Origin of the sequence: Pseudomonas sp. NPDC087803 (assembly GCF_044742995.1) — a bacterium.
GTDB lineage: Bacteria > Pseudomonadota > Gammaproteobacteria > Pseudomonadales > Pseudomonadaceae > Aquipseudomonas.
Genome location: NZ_JBIUVO010000025.1, coordinates 1 through 16291, shown reverse-complemented (window position 1 = coordinate 16291; position 16291 = coordinate 1). Strand labels below are relative to the sequence as shown.

Below are 16291 nucleotides of genomic sequence, written 5' to 3'. Positions count from 1 at the left end.
ACTTGGCCGCCGTTACTAATGGGCAAGGGGGGCATTGCGACCCGGCTGGCCATGTAAGGATGCTGACGAATGCCGCGTATTGATGTGCCTGTTCTACATCGTGGTTTACGCCCGTTGTTTCGTGTCGCGCTGTGCAGCCAGTTGCTTTGGCCGGCACTGGCGTTTGCCGATACGCCCTATGATCAGATGGTGCGTGATGCCCGTGCCGGCCAGACCACGCCTGCGCTGAACGTGCTGCGTCAGGTGCCGCCGGGGCAGTCGACCACCGGCCAGATCAGCGATCACCTGCAGATCGCCAGTTGGGCCGGTCTCGATGCCGAGGTGGTGCAGGTCTATGAAACCCAGGGCCGTGACCGAGTACTGCCGGTGCAGGCGCTGACCGCCACTGCACGCGCCTATCGCAACCTCAAGCGTTGGGATCAGGCGACCCAGGTCTACAACAAGGCCTTGGCGCTGGAGCCGGACAACGCTGACCTGCAACTGGGGCTGGCCCTGACCCAGGCCGACTCGGGCAAACCCGACGAAGCCGTGACCCGCGCCAAGGCTCTGGTCGCCGCCAAACCGGATGATCCCTCGCGTCGCCTCGCACTGGGCTATGCCCTGACCCGCGCCGGCAAGCAATACGACGCCCTGTTTGAATACGATCAGGCGTTCATCCGCGCCGGCAGAAAGCCGGACGTCGCCCGTGAATACGTGGTCGCCCTGCAAAAGGCGCGTCTGCCGGAACCGGCGCTGCGCCTGGCCAATCAACGTCCGGGGCTGATCGACCCGGTCACTTTGCGCCGCCTCGAAGGCGACCTGGCCGCCGAGCGTGTACGCCTGGCCGAACTCGCCACCCGCAGCGAAAAAGAACGCTACGTGATCGCCGACAGAGCGTTGGCCGATTACGACCAACTGCTCGCCACCTGGACCCCGGATGCCAGCGCCCACGATGACGTAATTCGCTGGCGCATCGACCGCATGGGTGCGCTCAAGGCCCGGGCGCGTACCGCCGAGGTCATCAGCGAATATCAGAAGCTGCAAGCCGAAGGGGTGAAGATTCCGACCTACGCCTTGCGCTGGGTGGCGGCATCGTATCTGGATCAACGCCAGCCGGAAATCTCCACCGACCTGTATCGCCAAGTGCTGTCGGCACCGGATGCCGATGTCGGTGATCGTCTCGAAGACACCACCGCGTTGTACTACTCGCTGCTGGAAAGCGACCGCGCCGATGAAGCGCGCAAAGTCGCCGAGGATCTGGCCAAGACCCAGAAACCACGAGTCGAACTCAAGGGGCTGCCGATCGGCAACCCCAACGATGAATGGATGGACGCCCAGCAACTCGCGGCGCAGGCCGGCACCTACGGCTCCGACCTGCCGCACGGCGAGGAGCGCCTGCAAGCGCTGGTCGATCAGGCGCCGGGCAACGTCGGCCTGCGTCTGGCCCAGGCCGATCTGTACCTGGCCCGGCAATGGCCGCGCCGCGCCGAAAGTCAGCTCAAGGAAACCGAGAGCATGGTCCCGCGCGACATGGGTCTGGAGTTGGCTCAGGCACGCACCGCAATGACCCTGCAGGAATGGCGGCAGATGGATGCGCTGACCGATGACGTGGTCGAGCGCTTTCCGGACAACCGTCAAGTGCAACGTGCGGCCCGTGAGCGTGAAGTGCACGACATGTCCGAACTGCGCGTCGAAGCCTACGGTGGCAAGGCCAACGGAGGTGGCGGCAGCGGTGGTGCGGGCGCGGTCAGTGGCAGCCGCGATTTCGGCATCCAGAGCACCCTGTACAGCCCGCCAATTGACGAAGACTGGCGGGTGTTCGTCGGCGCCGGTTATGCCACCGGCGACTTCGCCGAAGGCACCGGCACCGACCGCTTCCAGCGTGTCGGTCTGGAGCGCCGTACCCGCGACATGAGCCTGGAAGCCGAAGTCTCCAACCACGATTACGGTTATGGCGCGAAACAGGGCGCGCGCATCGCGATTGCCCGCGACATCAACGACAACTGGCAGTACGGCGGCAGCTTCGCCTATCTGTCGGCCGAGACGCCGTTGCGCGCGCTCAACAGCGACATCAAGGCCAACGGCGGCAACGCGTTCATCCGCTGGCGCGCCAACGAGAGCCGCGAGTGGAAGCTGTCGGTCAGCCCGTCGCACTTCAGCGACGGCAACAACCGCGTCGAAGCCTTGCTCACCGGGCGCGAAGGCGTCTACAGCGCGCCGAACGTGCAGGTCGATGCCGGTCTGGAGGTCGGCACCAGCCATAACTCCAATTCCGAGGACGTGCCGTACTTCAACCCGAAGTCGGACTTCAGTGTCATGCCGACGGTCAACGTCAATCATGTGCTCTACCACCGCTACGAAACCTCCTGGAGCCAGCAGTTCCAGGCCGGGGCGGGTACGTACAGCCAGCGCGATCACGGCACCGGCGGCATGGCCATGCTCGGCTACGGCCAGCGTTATGCCTGGAACGACGTGTTCGAGGTGGGCGGTTTGTTCAGTGTGATCAACCGGCCCTACGACGGTGATCGGGAGACCGATCTGCGTCTGCTCGTCGACCTCACTTTCCGCTTCTAGAAGAGTTTGAAGATGCCTTTGATGACGCGTTTCATCCTTCTGCTGGGAGTGCTGCTGATCAGCGCCTGCGCCCAGCAAGCCCCGGCCTTCGCGCCGCCGTCGCAACGTCCGGTGGCGGCCAGTGAAAAACCGTGGCCGAAAAACCATGTGCTGGGCATCGCCTATCACGACATTGAAGACCGTGACCCAGATCAGGCGGTGGTGGCGGTGCGCACCGAGCGCATGATCGAACAGCTGGCCTGGCTGCGCGAGAACGGCTACAAACCGGTCACTGTCGATCAGATCATGGCGGCGCGCAAGGGTGGCCCGGAGTTGCCGGCCAAGGCGATCCTGCTCAGCTTCGACGACGGTTATTCCAGTTTCTATACCCGTGTGTTGCCGGTGCTGCGCGCCTATAACTGGCACGCCTTGCTGGCGCCGGTCGGCACCTGGATCGACACCCCGCTCAATCAGCCAGTGGATTTTGCCGGCGCACCCCGCGCACGCTCCGATTTCCTGACCTGGGATCAGGTACGGGAAATCTCGCAGTCGGGGCTGGTGGAAATCGCTGCGCACACCGACGCCAGCCACAAAGGCATCCTCGCCAATCCGCAGGGCAACATGCAGCCGGCCGCTGCCACGCGGCGTTACGACCCGGTGACCAAACGCTACGAATCCGAGGCCGATTTCCAGGCGCGGATCCGCAACGACGTCGTCACCATTTCGGAAAAGATCCGCAAGGTCACCGGTTACAAACCGCGTATCTGGGTCTGGCCGTACGGCACGGCGGACGGCACTTCGCTGACCGTGGTCGGCGAGCAGGGCTACCAAATGGCCCTGACTCTGGACGACGGTCTCGATGCTCTCGACAACCTGATGAGCAGCCCGCGCTTCCTGGTGGCCTCCGATCCTGATGGCGAGCATTTCGCCAACAGCATCGTCGCGGCACAGTCGGATTTCACCATGCGGGTGGTCCACGTCGATCTGGACAATGTCTACGACCCGGATCCGGCGCAGCAGGAAATCAACCTCGGCAAACTGATCCAGCGCATGGCCGACATGGGCGCCAACACGGTGTTCCTGCAGGCCTTCGCCGATCCAAAGGGTGACGGGCTGGTGCACTCGTTGTACTTCCCCAACCGTCACCTGCCGGTGCGCGCCGACATCTTCGACCGTGTTGCCTGGCAACTGCGCACTCGGGCTCACGTGAAAGTATTCGCCTGGATGCCGGTGCTGAGTTTCGGCCTCGATGCGAAGCTGCCGCGTGTCACCCGCTGGGATCCGAAGACCGGCGCCACCTCGGTCGATCCGGACCAGTACCGGCGGCTGTCGCCGTTCGACCCGGAAGTACGGCGGATCATCGGTGAAATCTACGAAGACGTGGCGCGCCTGACCTCGGTCGACGGCATCCTCTATCACGACGATGCGGTGCTTTCGGACTTCGAAGACGCCAGTCCGCAAGCGCTGAAAGCGTATGCCGCGCACGGCTTGCCGGGGTCGATCGCTGCCCTGCGCGCGGACCCGGCAGCGCTGCAGCGCTGGACGCGTTTCAAGAGCCAATACCTGATCGACTTCACCAACGAGCTGACCGCCAAGGTGCGGGCGATCCGTGGCCCGCAGGTGCTGACCGCACGCAACATCTTCGCCGAGCCGGTGCTCAATCCGGACAGCGAAGCCTGGTTCGCACAGAACCTCGACGACTTCCTCGTGACCTACGACTGGACGGCGCCGATGGCCATGCCGTTGATGGAAAAACAGACCCAGGCGCAATCCGGCCCGTGGCTCGAAGAACTGGTGGCGAAGATCAAGCAGCGCCCCGGCGCGCTGGATCGCACGGTGTTCGAACTGCAGGCCCGCGACTGGACGAAAAAGGATCAGGCCGACATCGACGGTGCGCAACTGGCCGACTGGATGGGCCGGCTCAAGCGTCAGGGTGCGACCAGTTTCGGTTACTACCCGGACAACTTCCTCGACAACCTGCCGGACCTGAAAACCGTAAGGCCTGCGCTCTCCAACAAATGGAACCCATGACATGCTGGATAGACTGTTAGCCCTGCTTGTTCTGGCGCTCGTCCTCGGCGTGCCGCTGGGGTTGATCTTCCTGGTCACCGGGCAGTTCCTGATGGACTTCGTGTTCTTCTACCCGTTGTTCATGTCCGGGCTGTGGATTGCCGGCGGCCTGTATTTCTGGCTGCACTGGGAACGCCACTGGCCATGGAAGGACGACACCCTGCCGCCACCACTGGAAGGCGAGCCGCTGATCTCGATCCTGATCCCTTGCTACAACGAAGGCGAAAACGCTGCCGACACCATTCACGCGGCGCTGGCTCAGCATTATCCGAACATCGAAGTCATCGCGATCAACGACGGCTCCAAGGACAACACCGCCGAAGTGCTCGACCGACTGGCCAAGGAAGACCCGCGGCTGCGCGTGCTGCACCTGGCGGAAAACCAGGGCAAGGCTGTGGCGCTGCGCATGGGTGCGATTGCTGCGCGTAGTGAGTATCTGGTGTGCATCGACGGTGACGCGCTGCTGGCGCCGAATACCGCGGCCTATCTGGTGGCGCCGATGCTCGACAACGCGCGGCTTGGTGCGGTGACCGGCAACCCGCGCATCCGTACCCGTTCGACCCTGGTCGGGCGGGTGCAGGTCGGCGAGTTCTCCTCGATCATCGGTCTGATCAAGCGCACGCAACGGGTGTTCGGGCGGATCTTCACCGTGTCCGGGGTGATCGTCGCGTTCCGCCGTACCGCGCTGAACCGGGTTGGCTACTGGAGCCCGGACATGATCACCGAAGACATCGACATCAGCTGGAAGCTGCAACTCGATCACTGGAGCATCTTCTACGAGCCGCGCGCGCTGTGCTGGATTCTCATGCCGGAAACCCTCGGCGGTCTGTGGAAGCAGCGCCTGCGCTGGGCGCAGGGTGGCGCCGAGGTGCTGTTCAAGAACATTCGCGGCATCTGGCAGTACCGCCATCGTTACCTGTGGCCACTGCTGTTCGAATACTGCCTGTCGACCGGTTGGGCCTTCACCTTCCTGTTGTCGGTGATTTTCTGGGGCGTCGGCAAGTTCGTGGTCATGCCTGAATCGATTGCCGTGCATCACCTGATGCCCCCGGCGTTTACCGGGTTGCTGCTGGCGTTTGTCTGCCTGGTGCAGTTCGCGGTCAGCATCATCATCGATCGGCGCTACGAGCCGGGATTGGGCCGAACCATGTTCTGGGTGGTCTGGTACCCGATCGCGTTCTGGCTGGTCAGCCTGCTCACCACATTGGTCAGTTTCCCCAAAGTGCTGTTTGGTCAACACCAGAAGCGTGCGCGCTGGGTCAGCCCTGACCGGGGTATCAAACCGGTCGGCGACGACGAAGAGGAGGTCATCAAATGAAAATCATCCGGACCCGCCAGCGGCCCTTCCTGGTGGTGGTCGATGTGGTCCTCACCGTGCTGGCCTGGGTCGGCCTGCTGTTTCTGTTGATTCGCGGATTGTGGCCGTTGATCGAGACCCACGCCGGTGGGCCACGCATCGACAACTCGGCGTTCGAGGCTTTGGGGACGTTGCAGATCTACCTGTGGGTGGCGCTGGTCAACGCCATCATCCTGATTGGTTGGGCGCGTTATCAGCAGCGTAAAAGCCGAAGCTTCGCCCAGCGTCGATTGCCAGCACCGGTGGTCGACGATGAAGGGCTGACCAAGAGCTTTCGCCTGTGCGATGACCGCTTGCAGAAACTGCGCACCCCCGGGGTGATGACCATCCACAACGACCAGGAAGGTGATATCAGCCATGTGGTGCTGAACTTCCGGCCGCTGGAGTCGGCGGAACTGCCGCCACCGCTGGCGCCGCTGGAGCACCCGCGGGTGATCTTTCTGCACGCCGAGGACGATGACAACCGCGACCCAGTGAATCGCCCCACCTGAACGACGCCCCCCTGTAGGAGCTGCCGCAGGCTGCGATCTTTTGATTTTAAAGATCAAAAGATCGCAGCCTGCGGCAGCTCCTACAATGTTCAGCATTCAGCATTCAGCATTCAGCATTCAGCATTCACCCGCGGATCATCTCCCACGCTTCCTCCATCGGCAGTGGCTGCTTCATCCGTTCGGCCAGCATGGCCATTTCACGTTCCTTCTCGCACGCCACCGCCGCCACGACCATGCCGTTCCTGCCAAACAGCCCAAGGAATGGCGGCTGTTCAGGCTCGCCAATGAATTCGATTTCGTCCCAATGCTCGGCATGGCCAAGGTAGTCGTAGTTCCTGCCGAAGTGCCAGGTCCAGAAAAACGGAACATCCAGATAATGCTCATCGGCGCCCAACATGTTGGCGGCAGCGATGCGTGCGTGCTGCTGAGCCAGACGCCAGTGCTCGATGCGTTGCGGCTGACCGTTCAGAGTGAAGGTGGCGATATCGCCAATCGCCCATAGCCCCGCGCAGACACGCAGACCGGCGTCGACCCGCAGCGACTGATCTTTTTCTCTGGGCAGCGAAGCGAACGCCTCTGTGGCCGGGTGCACGCCGACCCCCGCCAGCACCAGATCCGCCGAGACGCGCAAACCGTTGTCTAAAAGCACCGCCTCGACCTTGCCGTCGCCGGTGATTTCCCGGGCTTCGTGATCGGTGATGAATTTCACCCCGTGTAGTTCATGCAGCGCTTTGATCGCCTTGCCCACCGCCTCGCCGAACTGCGCGGCAAACGGAATGGCGTGGCGGGCGATGACCGTGACGTCGAGGCCGAACTGACGCAGGGCCGATGCGCATTCGAGGGCGATAAAGCTGTCGCCGATGATCAGTGCCCGCTGCTCGGGTTTGGCGGTGCGCATGATCTGTTCGGCCTGGGCTTTCGAGCGCAGGACGAAAACCTGCGGCAGGTCGGCGCCGGGCAGTTGCAGCGGATTGGGCTCGCCGCCGGTGGCGAGCACCGCGGCGTCGTAGCGCAGGGCTTGGCCGTCGTGCAGATGCAGGGTTTTCGCTGAGGCGTCGAGGGCAGTGATTGCGCCTTGCCGACGTTCGATGCGCTGCTGTTTATAAAAGTCTTCATCGCGCAGCGGCGGGGTTTCCTGTGCCGACATCTCGCCGGCGAGGACAAATTTGCTCAGCACCGTGCGGTCGTAACCCGCATCGGGTTCGCGGTCGAGCATGATGATCCGGCCACCAAAACCTTTCTCCCGCAGCGCCGCCGCACACGCCGTGCCGGCGGCACCGGCGCCGACAATCACAAAAGTGCGCGGATCGTCGGCCGGCGGGGTGTGCGCATCCGGCAGCGGTTGATCGTCGACCCAGACTTCCTCGCCGCGTAGCTCCAGCGGATAACGCTTGAGACTGTCGAGGGCCGGCGGTTCGCACAGTGCGCCGTCTTCGACGCGAAATGCGGCTTTGTGCCACGGGCAGATCAGGCGTCCGTTGCACAACGCGCCGTCAGCCAGCGGCGCGCCGGCGTGAGGGCATTCGCCCTGAAACGCGCGCAATTGGCCGTTGGCGCGTAGCAGAAGCATCTTGCAGTCGCCGATTTCGACTTGCAGGCCACGGTCTTCAGGGACATCGGCGAAACGGGCGACACGGTGCAGGGACATGTTCGTGCTCCTGGCAGGCATTTCTCTTACGAGTTTGCGTCGCAGTGCGAGGTTCAGCCAATTGCCACTGCCAAGGTACGAACGGTACAGCTATAGTTTGCAGGCCGACGAAGGCCCAACTGCACAAGGTGCTCCCGGAATGACCCGATTGACCTCTCTAAACCCTTGGCTGGCGGCCGTTGCCGTCGCCCTTTGCGTGCAGTTTCCGGCGCAGGCGGCCGAGCGCTTTACCCTCGACATCCCCGGTGTCTCGGACAATCGCCTGTTTACGGCGGCAGCGGCCAGCGACGCGGCGGGTTGTGGCGGCAAGAACCAGTCGCCGGCGCTGGCCTGGAATGCGGGCCCTGCCGGGACTCTGAGCTATGCGATCGTCATGCACGACCCGGACGGCCAGAAAGGCCTGGGCGTCGATCACTGGATTCACTACGGCATCAAAGCCACCACGCGGCAGATTCCGGCCGGCGTCGGCGCCAAATCCAGTCTCGAAGGCGTGGGCGGCACCAACACCAAAGGCACCACCCATTACATCGGGCCGTGCCCACCGGTTGGCGACAGCGCCCACCACTACATCATTCAGCTCTACGCCCTGGACCTGGCCCCGGACGCCTTGCCTGCCGGCCTGACCCGCGCCGAGCTGATGGACAAAATCAAAGGCCACGTACTGCGCAACAGCAGCGTGGTGCGGCGTTATCACCGCTGAAAATATTTTCAGCGGGGTTTAACCCGATCTGAAGGGGCTGCCCGTCTCAGTGGATGAATGGATCACTTTCATCCCGAGGTCAGCCCCCATGTCCCGCTCCCTGCCTTTTTTGCGACCCATTGCCGTCGGTGTGTTGTTGACCGTTGCCGGTTGCGGCGTGTCGTCCAATCCCGAATCGGCTGCCGTTCCTGCGCCGGCCCAGCCACAGTCGTCGATTCAGCATGAAGCGCTGATCGCCGATGGCGCCATGGCCAAGCGCAGTGCGCGACCGGCGCCGATGGCCAGTTTCGCCGCGATGCCGACCCCGGAAAGTTATCCACAAGGCTATCGCGACGAGCAGCGCGAGCAGTATCAGGCGCTGGCCGACAACCCGATCCACAGCGTGGCCGAGGCCCCGGTCTCGACCTTCAGCGCGGACGTCGACACGGGTGCTTACGCCAACGTGCGACGCTTGCTCAATCAGGGGCGTCTGCCACCGGAAGGCGCCGTGCGGCTGGAAGAGATGGTCAATTACTTTCCCTACAACTACGCGCTGCCCAGCGATGGCTCGCCGTTCGGTGTGACCACCGAACTGGCGGCCACCCCGTGGAATTCGCACACCCGCTTGCTGCGCATCGGCATCAAGGCTTCCGACCGGGCTGTGGCGGAGCTGGCTCCAGCGAATCTGGTGTTCCTGGTGGATGTGTCCGGTTCGATGGATCGCCGCGAAGGGCTGCCGCTGGTCAAAAGCACATTGAAACTGTTGGTCGATCAGTTGCGCGAGCAGGACCGAGTGTCGCTGGTGGTGTATGCCGGCGAATCCCGCGTGGTGCTGGAGCCGACTTCCGGACGTGATAAAGCGAAAATTCGCACAGCCATCGAGCAATTGACCGCAGGCGGTTCAACCGCTGGTGCGTCGGGCATCGAACTGGCCTATCAAATGGCGCAGCAGGCGTTCATCCCCAACGGCATCAACCGCATCCTGCTGGCCACTGACGGTGACTTCAACGTCGGCATCAGCGACTTCGACAGCCTCAAGCAAATGGCTGTGGATAAACGCAAGACCGGGATTTCCCTGACCACCCTGGGTTTCGGTGTGGATAACTACAATGAACACTTGATGGAACAACTGGCCGACGCCGGTGACGGCAACTACACCTACATCGACAACCTGCGTGAGGCGCGCAAAGTGCTGGTGGATCAACTCGCTTCGACCCTTGCCGTAGTGGCGAAAAACGTCAAATTGCAGGTGGAGTTCAACCCGGCGCAGGTCAGTGAATATCGCCTGCTCGGCTACGAAAACCGCGCTCTGAAGCGTGAGGATTTCAGCAACGACAAGGTCGATGCCGGTGAAGTCGGTGCAGGACACACGGTGACTGCGCTGTATGAAATCGTACCGGCAGGTGAGAAGGGCTGGCTGGAACCGTTGCGCTACGGTAAATCGGAGGCGGCGGTTGCTGCGAAGGATGGGGAATTGGCGATGCTGCGTGTGCGTTATCAACGGCCCGAAGGTGGGAAAAGTCTGCTGATCGAGCGGCCGATTGCCAATCAGGTCGCACCGGCCAGCGAGGACCTGCGTTTTGTGGCGGCGGTGGCGGCGTTTTCCCAGCAGCTCAAAGACGCTCGCTACACCGGCGATTTCAGCCTGAAAGACACCGAAAAACTGGCCCGTGGCGCTCGCGGCGACGACCGCTTCGGCTTGCGCAACGAGTTCGTGCAACTGGTGGAGCTGGCGCAAAGCCTGCGCACTTCAACCGCATCGAATGCGATGCCCACTGAGCGACGGATTGAATAGTGAGCCGTTTGCAAGGCTTCATCAGTCAGCTGTTTGCTGCGTCAGGCAGCCCGGCCGCCAGCAGCGATGAAACGCTGCTGGCGCGTTACCGCGAGGGCGACGGCGACGGCGCGGCGTTCGAGATTTTATACGCCCGTCATCGCCAGGGTTTGTACCGATTTCTGCTCGGCTTGAGCGGCAAACCGGAACTGGCTGACGAAGTGTTTCAGGACACCTGGCTGAGCCTGATCCGCAGCGCCAGTCAGCCACAGGGGCGGGCGACATTTCGTACATGGCTGTTCCAGATTGCCCGCAATCGCCTGATTGATCACTGGCGCAAACACGGTGCGCAGCGGCCGTTGCACGACAGCTACGACGAACAGCTGCATGCGGTTGGCGACGAGACCAACGATCCCGAACAATTGCTCAACCTCAGCCGCGACAGCCAGCGCCTGGAAAGCGCTCTGCAAACCTTGCCCGCCGATCAGCGCGAAGTGTTCCTGCTGCGCGCCCACGGCGACCTCGACCTGGCGCAGATCGCCAGCCTCACCGGAACACCGCTGGAAACCGTCAAGAGCCGCTTGCGCTACGCCCAGCAAAAACTGCGTCGGCTGCTGGCCGAGGAGGTACTGACATGACTGACGCCCGCCAGACACCCGAAGAGCAACTGCTCAAGCATTATCGCGAGCAACACAGCGGCGAGCCGTCAGAACCGCTCGATGCGCTGATTCTCGCCGCTGCCCGCCGCGCAACCCCGGTGCCCAAGCCAAGCCTGTGGCAACGCTGGCTGAAGGCCTGCCAGAAACCGCGTTGGCAAGTCGCCTTCGCCAGCCTTGTCGGTGTGGCACTGATGCTGTCGCTGGTGCAACGCGCGCCGGAGCCACAAGCGCAATTCGACTTCGTCCCGGCTGCCAAACCGGCCGCGCCACTGGCGCGCAAGCAAGCACCGGAAGCGCGATCACTGGCCGCTCCGCCCGCTGCTGCGATGTCCGCGCCGGCACCGATGATGGAAATGGCCGCGCCGATGCAAAGCGAAGCCATTCACGCCGACGAAGCCAGACTCGGCAAACGCGCCGCCGCCCCGGCCAACGGCCTCGACACGCAATTGCGCGAAGTCCTGCGCCTGCGCGACTCCGGCCAGTCGCAAGCCGCTGATGCGCTGTACAACAACCTGCACAAACGCTACCCCGACGTGGATCTCGACCTGCGACTCGAGCAAATCCGCAACAACTGACCGCTTGTTCGCCCAGCCATTTGGCATTGCCCGGCAAAAACGCGCACTATCGGGCCATGGCTGAAGCGCTGGAGAACAAAGTGGCAGCAAAAATCGACCGCATCGCCCAACTCCTCAACTGCCCGCAGAAGGGCGAGGAGATGCGGCGAGCGATTACCGAGGCTCGCAAGGAGTTTCTGCTGAACCAATCGGAAGAAGACGTCGTGGATGAAGACGAGGTTTTTGAGGAGGTCGGGGAGGAAGAGGAAGACGAGGATTACGACGAGTTTGACTGGACGACGGAGTGACGGATAACCATGAAACTCCCCCCAAAGTACTGAGCGCTGAGGGTGTCGGACAGCGATGCTAGAAAAACAACGATCGATTTTCTTGGGGCTACCCAAGAAACTGCCCAAGAAACCACCTCAGAACTACCCAAGAAAGCTACCTGACCCGACTCAAGTACGAGGCTCGAACCGTCAAGTTTTACTTGATGGTTGCCCAGTTTGGAAACTCTGCTCGGGTATCGTTCGAGAGTTAGAACATCAGCGTGTCAGACAGCAACAGGCAGGTACGTCATCTTTAGCGGTATCAATCGCTTGGTCTCCGAATCGGTCTGGCCGTAATGCTCAATCAATGCGCGTACGAGGTTGTCCAATGTCCAAAGCGTTAGCGGCACATTAGCCCTCTCAGCTTCGTAGTAGGCGTCCTTACTGAAACCGCCGGTACTCACATAAAGTCCGCGATCATCCTTGTGCCGCCCACCAAGAAAGCTTCGGATTTGCTGACTGCCCATCTGCTCTTTGCGGTGCTTAACCTCCACGATGATTCGTGGATTTTCAAAGCCGAATCCATCCGGTGACGCGATGATGTCCTTCCCGCGATCAGGGCCAGCCGGAGAGACCTGTGTCTTGTAGCCCATAGCTCGCAAAATACCGGCGACAAGGTGCTGCATATCGTCCCACGGCAAAGCGCTGATCAAATCTTTGATACGTTCAAGCGCCAGACTTTCCATACCTGCCAGAGGATCGCTGTCCGGATATTCTTCTTCGACTGGCGGTAGCGCAGGAGGCTTGTTGCCCGCTGCCATCGCTTTTAACTCTTGTAGCGCAAAGTCCGGAACGACGAACACCGTGAGGGTTGAACCGAGGCTGTTTTTGCTGGCTGAAGTGAGGCTGTCGCGATCAACTTCTTGATCTATCCACTGCACTGGGCGTGTCAGTGACATACCGAGGTCGGCCAAGTCAGGGTTGTGTTTGAAATCGCCCGTGATCTTGCCGACGAGATAAGTGCGGTTGGCGGGAGAGTAGGTAACGACCCAATCGCCGGGCTGTATTTCGTTGATGAAGCGCCAAACCTGCGATGCGCCTGATATGGCGGTGCCGGGTTTGATGTTGGGCTCAATGTCTTGATAGAGGCGAGTGACTTCCTTGCGCGACATCCCGGGCTTGGCAAGCGGTGCGAGCTGCGACCATCCGATTGCGACCACGCCACGCTCACGGAAGTCATCGTATAGGCGACCAGACTCGCCACGGATCATCCACATTTTGGTCATATCACCTCCTTGGTTTTTGAGTTTTGTATGCGATTGCTGGTTTCCCGACCGACATCTCGTAGCGCACCGCAGGAATCGCAGAGTAAGGTAGATGCTTCAGTCATGGGAGGCAAATGCCGAAGATTTCGTCGATAACGTTTAGTGCGTCGACTGGGGCAGTTGTCAACTCTAAGTTGACAACTGCCCCATCTGTCCAAGCCTTGCGTAAACATTCGCCAGAAAAAAACAGCGCCCACAAAAAAGCCCCGGACCATCACAGTCCGGGGCTTTCTCGTTTAAATCAGTGGTGCACCAGGCGGGATTCGAACCCACGACCCCTGCCTTCGGAGGGCAGTACTCTATCCAGCTGAGCTACTGGTGCAGCGGGCGACATCATACCTAGGTCGGCTCGGGGCGTCCATGCCGGGTTTGGGCGGGTTTTGTCAGTGCGCGTGTCGGTGCGCAGACGCTGCATTCCTTAAAGCTGTAACGTCCTGCAAAACCCTCGCTTGGCGGTTTTTCCTGGCTGATCTATGGTTTGGCTGCGGCCGGGGCTGTTTGCTCGTTGATCTGAAAAAACCAGCAAACGCTGGGTTTTTGTTCTTTTTTTCGAACGACCTATTGTCCTTTACCCCCTTTGATCCTACGATCCGTTTGAGATTTCAAACGCTCTTTGACGGGGTGTTGATGTGCAGGTGCTGTGAATAACGCACGATCGCTGCGCCTCACCCGGTAGATGATTTCCCTGACGGCAGCCTTGCGAGGCGCCTTTCTACAATCATAATTTTGCTCCGCGCAGGCCGCGGTGCTGTTAAGGAAAGCCGACATGCAGCTTAAAGATACCCAGTTGTTCCGCCAGCAAGCCTTCATTGATGGCGCTTGGGTCGATGCGGACAACGGTCAGACGATCAAGGTCAACAACCCGGCCACCGGCGAAATCCTCGGCACTGTGCCGAAAATGGGCGCCGCCGAAACCCGCCGCGCCATCGAAGCCGCTGACAAAGCACTGCCGGCCTGGCGTGCACTGACCGCCAAGGAGCGTGCAGGCAAGCTGCGTCGCTGGTTCGAACTGATGATCGAGAACCAGGACGACCTCGCGCGCCTGATGACCCTCGAGCAGGGCAAGCCGCTGGCCGAAGCCAAGGGCGAGATCGTTTACGCCGCTTCGTTCATCGAGTGGTTCGCCGAAGAAGCCAAGCGCATCTACGGTGACGTGATTCCGGGTCACCAGCCGGACAAGCGCCTGATCGTGATCAAGCAGCCGATCGGCGTCACCGCAGCGATCACCCCGTGGAACTTCCCGGCGGCGATGATCACCCGTAAAGCCGGCCCTGCGCTGGCCGCTGGTTGCACCATGGTGCTCAAGCCGGCTTCGCAAACCCCATTCTCCGCGTTTGCTCTGGCCGAACTGGCGCAGCGCGCCGGCATCCCTAAAGGTGTGTTCAGCGTGGTCTCCGGCAGCGCCGGCGACATCGGCAGCGAGCTGACCAGCAACCCGATCGTGCGCAAGCTGTCCTTCACCGGCTCGACCGAAATCGGTCGTCAGCTGATGGCGGAATGCGCCAAGGACATCAAGAAAGTCTCGCTGGAACTGGGCGGCAACGCGCCGTTCATCGTGTTCGACGACGCGGACCTGGATAAGGCCGTCGAAGGCGCGATCATTTCCAAGTACCGCAACAACGGCCAGACCTGCGTCTGCGCCAACCGTCTGTACATTCAGGATTCGGTCTACGACGCGTTCGCCGAGAAGCTGAAAGTGGCGGTGGCCAAGCTGAAGATCGGCAACGGTCTGGAAGAAGGCACCACCACTGGCCCGCTGATCGACGAGAAAGCCGTGGCCAAGGTGCAAGAGCACATCGCTGACGCCGTGGCCAAAGGCGCCACCGTGCTGGCCGGTGGCAAGGCGATGGAAGGCAACTTCTTCGAGCCGACCATCCTGACCAACGTGCCGAAAGACGCGGCGGTCGCCAAGGAAGAAACCTTTGGCCCACTGGCGCCGCTGTTCCGCTTCAAAGACGAAGCCGAAGTGATCGCGATGTCCAACGACACCGAGTTCGGTCTGGCCTCCTACTTCTACGCGCGTGACCTGGGCCGGGTGTTCCGTGTGGCTGAAGCCCTGGAATACGGCATGGTCGGCGTCAACACCGGGTTGATCTCCAACGAAGTCGCGCCATTCGGCGGCATCAAGGCTTCGGGCCTGGGCCGTGAAGGCTCCAAGTACGGCATCGAAGATTACCTGGAAATCAAATACCTCTGCCTGGGCATCTAAGCCGGGAAAGGGATCGTTGCAAACGCAAAGGGCACGAGAGCGCTGTCCCTTTGCGTCGTTTCAAACCGGAATTTTCTCTGCGGCCGGGAACGCCGTGGCAGTCGATCATCGCATGCTGCCACCGCCGATTCCTCCCGCTTAATCCTTGAACCACGCCGCCCGATGAGCGGTGAATGAGGACTGTAATGAGCAAGACTAACGCTGAACTGATGGCCCGTCGTACCGCAGCTGTTCCACGTGGGGTTGGCCAGATTCACCCGATCTTCGCTGAATCGGCGAAGAACGCTACCGTGACTGACGTTGAAGGTCGTGAATTCATCGACTTCGCCGGCGGTATCGCTGTGCTGAACACCGGCCACGTGCACCCGAAAATCATCGCCGCCGTGACCGAACAGCTGAACAAGCTGACCCACACCTGCTTCCAGGTACTGGCCTACGAGCCGTACGTTGAACTGTGCGAAAAGATCAACGCCAAGGTGCCGGGTGATTTCGCTAAGAAAACCCTGCTGGTGACCACCGGTTCCGAAGCCGTGGAAAACGCCGTGAAAATCGCCCGCGCCGCCACTGGCCGTGCCGGCGTGATCGCCTTCACCGGCGCTTACCACGGTCGCACCATGATGACCCTGGGCCTGACCGGTAAGGTCGTGCCTTACTCGGCCGGCATGGGCCTGATGCCAGGCGGCATCTTCCGCGCGCTGTACCCGAACGAACTGCACGGTGTGAG

General features: G+C 61.6%; 13 protein-coding genes and 1 tRNA gene. 11 read left to right on the top strand and 3 right to left on the bottom strand.

Translation table 11 applies throughout. The annotated features are described in order from the left end of the window. Window positions 1-69: 69 nt before the first annotated feature. The 4 genes from pgaA to pgaD are packed head-to-tail and all read left to right on the top strand — an operon-like array spanning window position 70 to window position 6450. On the top strand, window positions 70-2553 hold the full coding sequence (pgaA, locus tag ACIOUG_RS14790; RefSeq protein ID WP_401066581.1) for a poly-beta-1,6 N-acetyl-D-glucosamine export porin PgaA: 2484 nt from the start codon (window positions 70-72) through the stop codon (window positions 2551-2553). A gap of 12 nt (window positions 2554-2565) precedes the next feature. Continuing rightward, window positions 2566-4563 (top strand): poly-beta-1,6-N-acetyl-D-glucosamine N-deacetylase PgaB, encoded by a 1998-nt coding sequence (gene pgaB, locus ACIOUG_RS14785; RefSeq protein WP_401066580.1) that lies wholly within the window; start codon window positions 2566-2568, stop codon window positions 4561-4563. A gap of 1 nt (window position 4564) precedes the next feature. After that, window positions 4565-5920: a poly-beta-1,6-N-acetyl-D-glucosamine synthase gene (pgaC, locus tag ACIOUG_RS14780; RefSeq protein WP_401066578.1), complete on the top strand. Its 1356-nt coding sequence runs from the start codon at window positions 4565-4567 to the stop codon at window positions 5918-5920. Next, window positions 5917-6450, top strand: coding sequence for a poly-beta-1,6-N-acetyl-D-glucosamine biosynthesis protein PgaD (gene pgaD, locus ACIOUG_RS14775; protein WP_401066576.1), 534 nt, complete (start codon window positions 5917-5919; stop codon window positions 6448-6450). Before pgaC ends, pgaD begins: the two co-directional genes overlap by 4 nt. A gap of 124 nt (window positions 6451-6574) precedes the next feature. Here the strand turns inward: pgaD and ACIOUG_RS14770 are convergent, their stop codons facing one another. Beyond that, entirely contained in the window at window positions 6575-8098 is a 1524-nt protein-coding gene (locus ACIOUG_RS14770) for an FAD-dependent oxidoreductase (RefSeq protein WP_401066574.1), read from the bottom strand. A gap of 139 nt (window positions 8099-8237) precedes the next feature. On the opposite strand from ACIOUG_RS14770, the gene ACIOUG_RS14765 reads away from it, so the two are divergent. The 5 genes from ACIOUG_RS14765 (at window position 8238) to ACIOUG_RS14745 (ending at window position 12072) form a co-directional block, all read left to right on the top strand. Continuing rightward, window positions 8238-8798, top strand: coding sequence for a YbhB/YbcL family Raf kinase inhibitor-like protein (locus ACIOUG_RS14765; RefSeq protein WP_401066572.1), 561 nt, complete (start codon window positions 8238-8240; stop codon window positions 8796-8798). An 88-nt stretch (window positions 8799-8886) separates the two neighbouring features. Then, window positions 8887-10572 (top strand): von Willebrand factor type A domain-containing protein, encoded by a 1686-nt coding sequence (locus ACIOUG_RS14760; protein ID WP_401066570.1) that lies wholly within the window; start codon window positions 8887-8889, stop codon window positions 10570-10572. Between the two features lie 29 nt (window positions 10573-10601). After that, entirely contained in the window at window positions 10602-11189 is a 588-nt protein-coding gene (locus ACIOUG_RS14755) for an RNA polymerase sigma factor (protein ID WP_401066626.1), read from the top strand. Further along, window positions 11186-11785, top strand: coding sequence for a hypothetical protein (locus ACIOUG_RS14750; protein WP_401066569.1), 600 nt, complete (start codon window positions 11186-11188; stop codon window positions 11783-11785). The genes ACIOUG_RS14755 and ACIOUG_RS14750 overlap by 4 nt, the downstream gene beginning before the upstream one ends. 56 nt (window positions 11786-11841) lie before the next feature. Next, window positions 11842-12072, top strand: coding sequence for a hypothetical protein (locus ACIOUG_RS14745; RefSeq protein WP_401066567.1), 231 nt, complete (start codon window positions 11842-11844; stop codon window positions 12070-12072). A gap of 245 nt (window positions 12073-12317) precedes the next feature. On the opposite strand, the gene ACIOUG_RS14740 is transcribed toward ACIOUG_RS14745, so the two are convergent. Next, complete coding sequence (locus ACIOUG_RS14740) at window positions 12318-13319, bottom strand: restriction endonuclease (protein WP_150369365.1); 1002 nt, start codon at window positions 13317-13319, stop codon at window positions 12318-12320. 284 nt (window positions 13320-13603) lie between these two features. Next, window positions 13604-13680: transfer RNA gene (locus ACIOUG_RS14735), tRNA-Arg, on the bottom strand. A 444-nt stretch (window positions 13681-14124) separates the two neighbouring features. On the opposite strand from ACIOUG_RS14735, the gene gabD reads away from it, so the two are divergent. Together gabD and ACIOUG_RS14725 are read left to right on the top strand one after the other, a co-directional pair. After that, window positions 14125-15567, top strand: a complete 1443-nt coding sequence (gabD, locus tag ACIOUG_RS14730) for an NADP-dependent succinate-semialdehyde dehydrogenase (RefSeq protein ID WP_401066565.1) — start codon at window positions 14125-14127, stop codon at window positions 15565-15567. A gap of 185 nt (window positions 15568-15752) precedes the next feature. Next, window positions 15753-16291, top strand: a 539-nt coding sequence (locus tag ACIOUG_RS14725) for an aminotransferase class III-fold pyridoxal phosphate-dependent enzyme (RefSeq protein ID WP_401066564.1), incomplete at its 3' end; no start/stop codon positions are given.